Below are 8005 nucleotides of genomic sequence, written 5' to 3'. Positions count from 1 at the left end.
TTTAGATCATAGACGGTATGGCTCGATCGACGATAATTCTCCATACCGCAAGCTTACTGAAGTCTTCGCCTAAAGGCGAGGGTTTTTCTCCCATTCCCCGAATGGGACAATAATCTGATACGATCTCGTAAAGTCCCAGCCCTTCAACCTTTACATTATCCGCTGACAAGTAAAGACACCCTTGTGGCTCCGGTTCTCTGTTCATTGCCAGATACTGAAGGAGCAAAGTGCTCTTCCCCGTACCTCTACCGCCAATAACTCCAAATAGACGACTTCGCCAATTTATCTTTTCATAGAGAAACCGTATTGTTCCCTTTGGCACACGCCGGATGAGGTTTGTCTGGATGGAAAAAAAATCGCTGAGATCAATCATGTCTGGACCTGGGGTATAGCTGTTGATTTAGGTTACATCAATTCGTTAAGTATATTTAACGGTCTATGACATAAAGTGTCAAGTATGTTTGACGGTCACAGGTAAACGATCATTGCTGTCTAGAATAGTGTCCATCCATAAATGAGAAAATTTGTGCAAGGGGATCATTTTTCCGTTGCCATTTACAAGGAGGGAACAGCTGAACCTCTCCAGGGCCTGGGAAAGAAGCGGGTACTCGCCGGGTATGCCTGGGCGTTTATGCATAGGGTTTGTGCAACCACCTGCACGACGACGGCTGACATTTCTTTACTCGGGCCTTCAGTAAGAAACGGCTTAATGCACTGTTCGTTTTTACTTGACCACTACAGACCGAATCAACCTGTGGAAAAAGCCGTCGTTTGATGTGGCCCTTAGAGTATTCAGGCACGGTTTTGAAAGGGCCGGATCCGGTCAAATCGTCACTGGATGTTCCTTTATAGAGAGGCTCCTGGCGTTTATGGCCACCACTATGGTGCTGAGTGTCATCAGGGCCGCCCCCGCGGCAGGACTCAAAATAACGCCCTGGGCGGCAAGAACTCCGGCGGCAAGGGGAATGGCGATGGTATTATACCCTGTTGCCCACAACAGGTTTTGAACCATCTTCCTATAAGTCGCCCGGGCAAGCACAAATATGGATGCCGCGTCTGCGGGGTTGCTCCGGACCAACACTACATCAGCGGTCTCAACGGCCACGTCGGTTCCGGCTCCTATAGCGACACCGACATCCGCCGTAGCAAGGGCAGGAGCGTCGTTGACGCCGTCCCCGGTCATGGCCACCTTCAGGCCCCCTGTTTGCAATTCCCGGATCTTTTCCACCTTCTGGTCAGGCAAAACCTCGGCGAAGAAATCGTCGAGTCCGAGCGTCCTGGAAACAGCCTCGGCAACCTCCCATTTGTCACCGGTAAGCATCATGCACTTGATCCCCATTGAATGAAGCATTGTAACGGCATGCTCGGCTTCGGGCCTGATGGTATCTCCCAGGGCCACCGCCCCCGAAAGGTGTCCGTCGACCAGGACGAAAACCACCGTCCTTCCCTGCGAATAATGCTCCCGAAGCGCCTCTGGATCATACTCGATGTCCAGTTCCACGAGACGACCCGGGCTCACAACCTCCACAAGCCTACCGTTCACTGTTCCACTGACGCCCTTCCCTTTGGAAGCCCTGAAATCCGTTGCACGTGTCAGCATGAGGGAACGTTCCTCGGCTGCACGGACTATTCCGGCTGCGATGGGGTGCTCTGAAAGGCTTTCCACACCTGCGGCGAGTCGAAGAATCTCGTCTTCCTTGAATTCGCTGAAAGGAATAACGGCACGGACTCCAAACCGCCCTTCCGTAAGCGTTCCTGTCTTGTCGAAGACGACCACGTCGATGAGCCGCGCCTGCTCGAATGCCGTGCGGTTCCGGATCAGGAGCCCCCTTTTCGCGGCAATGGCCGTCGATACCGCCACCACAAGCGGTACCGCGAGCCCCAGGGCATGGGGACATGTGATGACCATAACGGTCACCATACGTTCAACAGCGAAGGCGAAGTCGCCGCGCAGGGTCAGCCAGACGGCCAGGGTAACGGTTCCCGAGACGATCGCCACAAGTGTAAGCCACATCGCCACCCGGTTGGCCAAGTCCTGCGTACGGGACTTGGATTCCTGGGCCTTTCTGACCATTGAGACGACCTGGGAGAGGAAAGTTTCATCTCCAACCTTCTCCACCCTGACGGTCACGGAACCTTCTCCGTTGATCGCTCCGCCGATCACCTGGTCGCCCTCCCCTTTGTTCACCGGGCGCGACTCGCCGGTGAGAAGGGATTCATTGGCACTGGTGCGGCCGGCGGTGACGATCCCGTCGGTTGGGAACTTCTCACCCGGCTTCACTATCACGAGATCCCCTTTCTTCAGGGAATCTACCGGAACTTCCTCCATATTACCGCCTTCCCCCAGCTTGTGGGCGCTCGAAGGCATCAACCGCACGAGCTCTTCAAGTGCCCTCGAAGCCCCCATCACCGATCTCATCTCTATCCAATGTCCGAGGAGCATGATGTCGATAAGGGTGGCGAGTTCCCAAAAGAATATTTTTCCGCTCAGGCCGATAACCACTACCCCGCTGTAGACGAATGCGACCGTGATGGCCAGTGCTATGAGCGTCATCATGCCGGGCTGCTTCTTCCTTATTTCGCCGACCATACCCGTGAGGAACGGCCAACCGCCATAAACGTATATGGCCATGGCAAAAGCAAGGAGAAGGTAACCGGACCCGGGAAAGACTAAAACTCGGCCCAGCCCGAGAAAGGACTGAATGGCCGGTGAGAGGGCCAGGACGGGAATGGTCAACAAAATGGATACATAGAAACGCTTGCGGAAGTCCCGGACCATGTGTTCATGGTGAGAGCCGTGTCCCTGGGCTCCACCGTGGTCCATACGGCCCGTATGCCCGGGTGCCGTCGGGGTTTCGGCCCCATGAACGTGTTCGTGAGAATTCCCCTGGGCCTGCACCCTGTTTTCGGAAACACCGCCTTCATGCTGATGATGGGTATGGTGGTGATGGGTTTCGTTTGCCACGACTTTCCTCCTCTATTCCAGGTAAGTTATCACGGCCTTTAATCCCGCCTCGGGCGCTTCAACTACTCCCGAAGCGCGGGGGGCTTTCTGCCGCTTGAATTGATACGACGAGATGAGATTGAGTGTGGAATTTCTACTTTACTATCTTCGATATCCTGGATAATTACATATTGCGGGGAAACATGGTTTTCCCGATCTTGTCTTCCGACGGCAGGACCTCGTGGGCAAACGCAGGATCACACGTGCCTGGAACCCTGAATTTGGTTCCTTTTCACGTTCAACAAGGCTCAAAATGAAATCCGGGAAGGCCAACCTTTCAAGACGCTTGGAGCTTGCACTTTTCATTAAATGCTATCACCTCCCCTCGGGTCAGTCTACAAAAAGGGTGGGATACAACGTCTATCTCTCCGATTTTCCACCATATTCCACTTTATTTCGGACCCGGATCATGCTGATGAATAAATCTCGAGGTCAAGCCTCCCGGCCGGGAAGGGAGGCGAAATTTGCCGTTTATGAATGGTTGATAAACGGGAGGAAGGTTAAAATCGAAATCTCCGCCCTGAAGGTGTAAATACCTGGTGCAGACTGGGGGATTTCTCCCATTACCTTCAGGTAACAGCAATACAGAAAGGCATAAGAACTTGGAGTGGAGCAAAGAAGCAAAAGAGGCACTAAAACGGGTTCCTTTCTTTGTCCGAAAAAGGGTGAAGTCAAAGGTGGAAGAAGAGGCCTTGCGGCTCGGAGATGATCTGGTGACCCTGGAGCATGTGAATTCGTGCAAGAAGCGGTTCCTCCGGCGCATGGAAGAAGAGGTCAAGGGGTATCAGGTGGAGACCTGCTTTGGGCCTGGGGGCTGCCCGAACCGGGCGGTGAACTCGAACGGCATGGCAGCGGATATGGAACGGCTGCTGGCCTCGAGAAACATAAGGGAATTCCTGGAAACGAGGGTGGCCGGGGCCCTGAAATTCCACCATGAGTTCCGCATTTCCATTTCCGATTGTCCCAATGCCTGCTCCCGGCCGCAGATCGTGGACATCGGCCTTATCGGAGCCGTGAAACCACGGGTGGGAACTGCACCCTGCACCGAATGCGGGTCGTGTGTGGAGGTATGCAGGGAATCCGCTATATCCTTGGGAGACGGTGGTCCTCGACTTTCGGATGACCGATGCCTATATTGCGGTGCCTGTATAACCGCCTGTCCCACCGGAACCCTTGAGGAAGCGACTAAAGGTTTTCGGGTACTTCTCGGGGGCAAACTCGGGCGGCATCCAAGGCTGGGGGAGGAAATTCCAGGGATCCACGGGTTCGAATATATCCCGGAAATCCTTAAGCGATGTCTGGACCATTACCTGGAACACTGCAGGGAAGGGGAACGTTTCGGGGTGATCCTTCAGAGAACCGGACTTCATTTTCTGGAGAAAGGGTGAGGTCTCCGACCACCTTGCAGGGTGAGACCTTTGAAAAATGCCCCCTTTTACCCAATCTTCCGCCTTCGCTATGGCTACGGCGTGACCAGGCTGCGTCAGGCTTAGATTTTAATAATGTCCCAGTCTGTAAATGGGAGAACCTTGGACTTTCCAGGCGAAAATTTTAGTTGGATCGTTTTTTTAGTAGGGTTCAAGGATTCAAGTGAGAAACCGGGATTCAAAGAAAGATGTTTTTCACTTGACCCCTTGAACCCTCGACCCCTTGGCCCCTAAGCTTACGGCTTCAGCCGATAGTAGTTTAATCCTCGAAATACTTTAATGTATGGTGCCTCTGCCGCTTGGCATCCCTCACGGGGTGGTTAAAATTTTCGTCTTCCTTGATCTTGAATAAAATTGAACGTTTTTCAGAAGTCTCGTAACTTCTCCCGAGCCCTGTGCCTGGCATCAGTCAAGGTCCTTTTCACGGCGACCAGAAGTCCGTGCCTTCAAATCCAAACCAAGCTCACGGCCCAGGACTTTGGTGACGAAGCGTCCGCCAAAGCTCTCTTTCTCAATCAGCCTGCGGATGCGTTCAATGGTTTCAGGTTTACATCCGGCATTCTCGGCGGCCGTCATTGTGTAATCATAGGCTGACCAGATATCCAGGCCGGTGATTTCATAACCGTAGCCCTCAACAAGCCACCGCAGCGCGGCGATACCGGCCTCTACAGCAAACCGCGGCTCGGTCTCGGCCATGTCCCGTGCCGCCCGGATGAGGGTCCGGGGATCACAGGGAGTGCGATTGGCCAGTTCGACGGCCTCCTCATACAGTCCGGCCGACTTGGCCGCGGCAAACCACTTGCCTTCGTTTCCAGGAGTACTTGCGACGAGATCCATCAAGATTTCCGCTGGTTTCTTGTCCGGATACTTTCTGCAGATGGCTCGGAACGTGGCCAGGTGGGTCGTCTTCCGGTTGGCTTCAATGGCATAGCGCCTGTACGCCTCTTCAGCCATGCCGCTCGAAAGGAGTAATTCTTCACAGGCCTGGCTGATGATGGAATCCGGTTCATTAAGCCCTCGGGAATTCTCGGCAAATCGAAGGGCTTCGGCCTTCCTGCCCATGGCCGCCAGCGCTTTCACGCCCCATTTTCGATATTCCCAGAACTTATAGGGCGCAAGCTTGAGCAGGTCCAGGATCTCCTCATACCGTCCCGCCTGGAACAGGGCGCTCAGGCAAGCCGCCGTCCCTTTGTAGTAGCCTCCAGGTTCAGAATCCGTCAATATCATACGCACTCCATCAATGAACCCGTCGGCCCAGCGGGAGGCCCGCTCGGGGGTGACACAAAGGGATCCCCAATGCTCGGGAAGCAGCTCGATGTAAGGGATCTCATCATCTTCAACCGCCTGCCAGAGCCGTTCAAGCCACCTCTCCCGCAGATTGTCGTCGGCCGGGGCCTTGGCGATGATCGGCACCAGCGCCTCGATGGCGTTATTGACCGCCGTGCCCACGGCACCCGAGGAGCTGTCCACATGCTCCAGGGCCGGTGAAACCTTCTCCAGGAACAACACGGCACCTTCGGCGCCCAGGACCGGATCCTTCCGTGCCGCCTTCTTTATTTCCGAAACAGCCTCCTTGATTCGCTTGACGGCCGGTTGTGAACGCCACCCAAAGGCATGACGCCTGAAACGTGCGCGAAAAGTCCATTTGTGTCTCGTGTCGGAAGACATGTATTGCAACTCCTCTTTTTTGAGACCGATTTTCCGGCCTGCATCGAAGAATACAAAGGGTTCCCTGCTCCTGTGTATACCGTATTAAGCACATAAAATCATTCAAAAAATGATTGACAGATATCTTTCCTTCAATTATACTGATTAAAAACTCAATGAGTTGGAACTCAAATGCTTGCAGCCCCGGCCGTATCACGCAAGACCCAAAAACAACAAACACGACAAAGGCTTCTACGGGTGGCCTTTCGGCAGTTTTCGGAAAAGGGCCTTACCGCCACACGCACCCTTGACATCGCCCGAAAGGCAGGAGTCGCCCACGGTACGATATTCGTACACTTCCCGAGCCGGGAAGAGCTGTTGGTCAAAGTCATCGAGGAATTCGGTGAGAAGGTGACCCGGAAAATGCATGAACTGGCATACCGGGGCAAAGGAGTGAGAGACGTCCTTGAAGCTCACCTGGAAGGGCTGGCGCAATACGAGGCCTTCTATGGCCGGCTGGTTGCAGAAAGGCACCTGCTTCCCAGGCAGGCCCGCGATACGCTGCTTGGTATTCAGTCCGCCATCTCTTTCCACCTCTTTGAGGCGGCTCAGAAAGAGATGGCGGCCGGCAAAATCAAGCAGGTACCCATGCACCTGTTGTTCAACACCTGGATCGGCCTTGTCCACCAATATCTGCAGAATCGTGATCTCTTCGCTCCCGGCGGATCGGTCATTGCCCGTTACGGGAGTGAATTGCTGGACCATTTCATGAAATTGCTGTCGACCGAGAAAGGAGAAAGATGATGAGTAAGAGGTGTATCGCATGCGGCATGCCCATGGAGAAACCCGAGGATTTCCCGATGGGCGACGAGAGCAAGGATTATTGCGTCCACTGTGCACGGCCCGACGGAACGATGAAATCCTACGAGGAAGCGCTTGCCGGCATGACCCAGTTCATGGTCAGAACACAGGGCCTGGACGAGTCCGTGGCACAGGATGCGGCCAGGAATATGATGGCGAAGCTCCCGGCCTGGAAGGACCGCTTCGGCGGTTAGGGTTGCCTGTCTTCCCAAAAGGCTCCAGGGCCGGGCGGTTACTCCTGCTATAAGATCCTGTTCCTCCGGCCCTGTGGGTCTACCCCCCTCCGGGGGGTGGCCCACCAGTGAACATGCGTTAAACTGCACTGATCGTGCATCGGTTCTTCCTCCTGTTCCGACCAAAAGGACTTTCCCGGAGAAAGGACCTATTTTATCTCTCGCCGGAACGGTGGAACCTTTCCGGATCCACCGCCATGGGCAGGGGGTTTAGTTCACAACTAACGGCAATCCCCAGAACATTTTTCTTTGGCACCAGCGGGGTGTTTCGTTCCCGATCTTTATCAGGGAAATGGCCCCGTTGGTTTCTGTAATGTCGGCCTGGCTATTCATAACTATACTTCTTTCCTTCACTTCAACAAAAATCAAATCCACCGATTGCCGGTATCCGGTTGTGGATCGCAAGCTGTTTTGTCTGTCTGCAGTTTTGCTGATTGCCTTCATCCTTTCCATTGAACTGCAGTATGAAAAATACTTTTTGGCGGTAATTTTTGTTTCTATGTTGTTTGCCGGCCGAAAAGTCATTTTAAAAACAGATTGGGGGCTTATTCTTCTTTTCATTGTCATTTTCATCGACTTAAATCTGATCTGCCGGCTAAAAGCGACGCAGCGCTTGTTTGCCATGTTGAATTTTGACAACACCCGGACACTTCTCCTTTCAGGCGCCTTTATGTCGCAAATAATCAGCAATGTCCCTTCAGCCATCTTACTGGTCAACTATTCCTCCAATCTCAGGATTATTGCTTATGGTGTCAACATCGGGGGAAACGGGTTGCTGATCGCTTCTTTTGCCAATCTAATCGCTTTGCGCTTTATGAAAAGTCGCTCCAAAT

The 8005-nt window shown here is 53.6% G+C and carries 5 protein-coding genes and 1 pseudogene; 4 read left to right on the top strand and 2 right to left on the bottom strand.

The features are described from left to right. Nucleotides 1-823: 823 nt before the first annotated feature. Nucleotides 824-2779, bottom strand: a complete 1956-nt coding sequence (locus JRF57_16095; GenBank protein MBW2305218.1) for a copper-translocating P-type ATPase — start codon at nt 2777-2779, stop codon at nt 824-826. A gap of 827 nt (nt 2780-3606) precedes the next feature. Between JRF57_16095 and JRF57_16090 the strand changes: the two genes are divergently transcribed. Continuing rightward, nucleotides 3607-4392 carry a 4Fe-4S binding protein gene (locus JRF57_16090; GenBank protein ID MBW2305217.1) on the top strand — a complete coding sequence of 262 codons (786 nt, stop codon included), beginning with the start codon at nt 3607-3609 and terminating at the stop codon, nt 4390-4392. Between the two features lie 555 nt (nt 4393-4947). On the opposite strand, the pseudogene JRF57_16085 reads toward JRF57_16090, so the two are convergent. Continuing rightward, a pseudogene (locus JRF57_16085) lies at nt 4948-6099 on the bottom strand (hypothetical protein). 171 nt (nt 6100-6270) lie between these two features. Between JRF57_16085 and JRF57_16080 the strand changes: the two are divergent. The 3 genes from JRF57_16080 to JRF57_16070 form a co-directional block, all read left to right on the top strand. Beyond that, on the top strand, nt 6271-6882 hold the full coding sequence (locus JRF57_16080) for a TetR/AcrR family transcriptional regulator (GenBank protein MBW2305216.1): 612 nt from the start codon (nt 6271-6273) through the stop codon (nt 6880-6882). Next, nucleotides 6882-7133, top strand: coding sequence for a zinc ribbon domain-containing protein (locus tag JRF57_16075; protein ID MBW2305215.1), 252 nt, complete (start codon nt 6882-6884; stop codon nt 7131-7133). Before JRF57_16080 ends, JRF57_16075 begins: the two co-directional genes overlap by 1 nt. 340 nt (nt 7134-7473) lie before the next feature. After that, nucleotides 7474-8005 (top strand): hypothetical protein (locus JRF57_16070; GenBank protein ID MBW2305214.1); only part of this gene is annotated, 532 nt, incomplete at its 3' end.

The sequence above is a fragment of the Deltaproteobacteria bacterium genome (genome assembly GCA_019310525.1).
Taxonomy (GTDB): Bacteria; Desulfobacterota; DSM-4660; order Desulfatiglandales; family HGW-15; genus JAFDEE01.
This window is presented reverse-complemented; position numbering and strand designations above follow the sequence as displayed.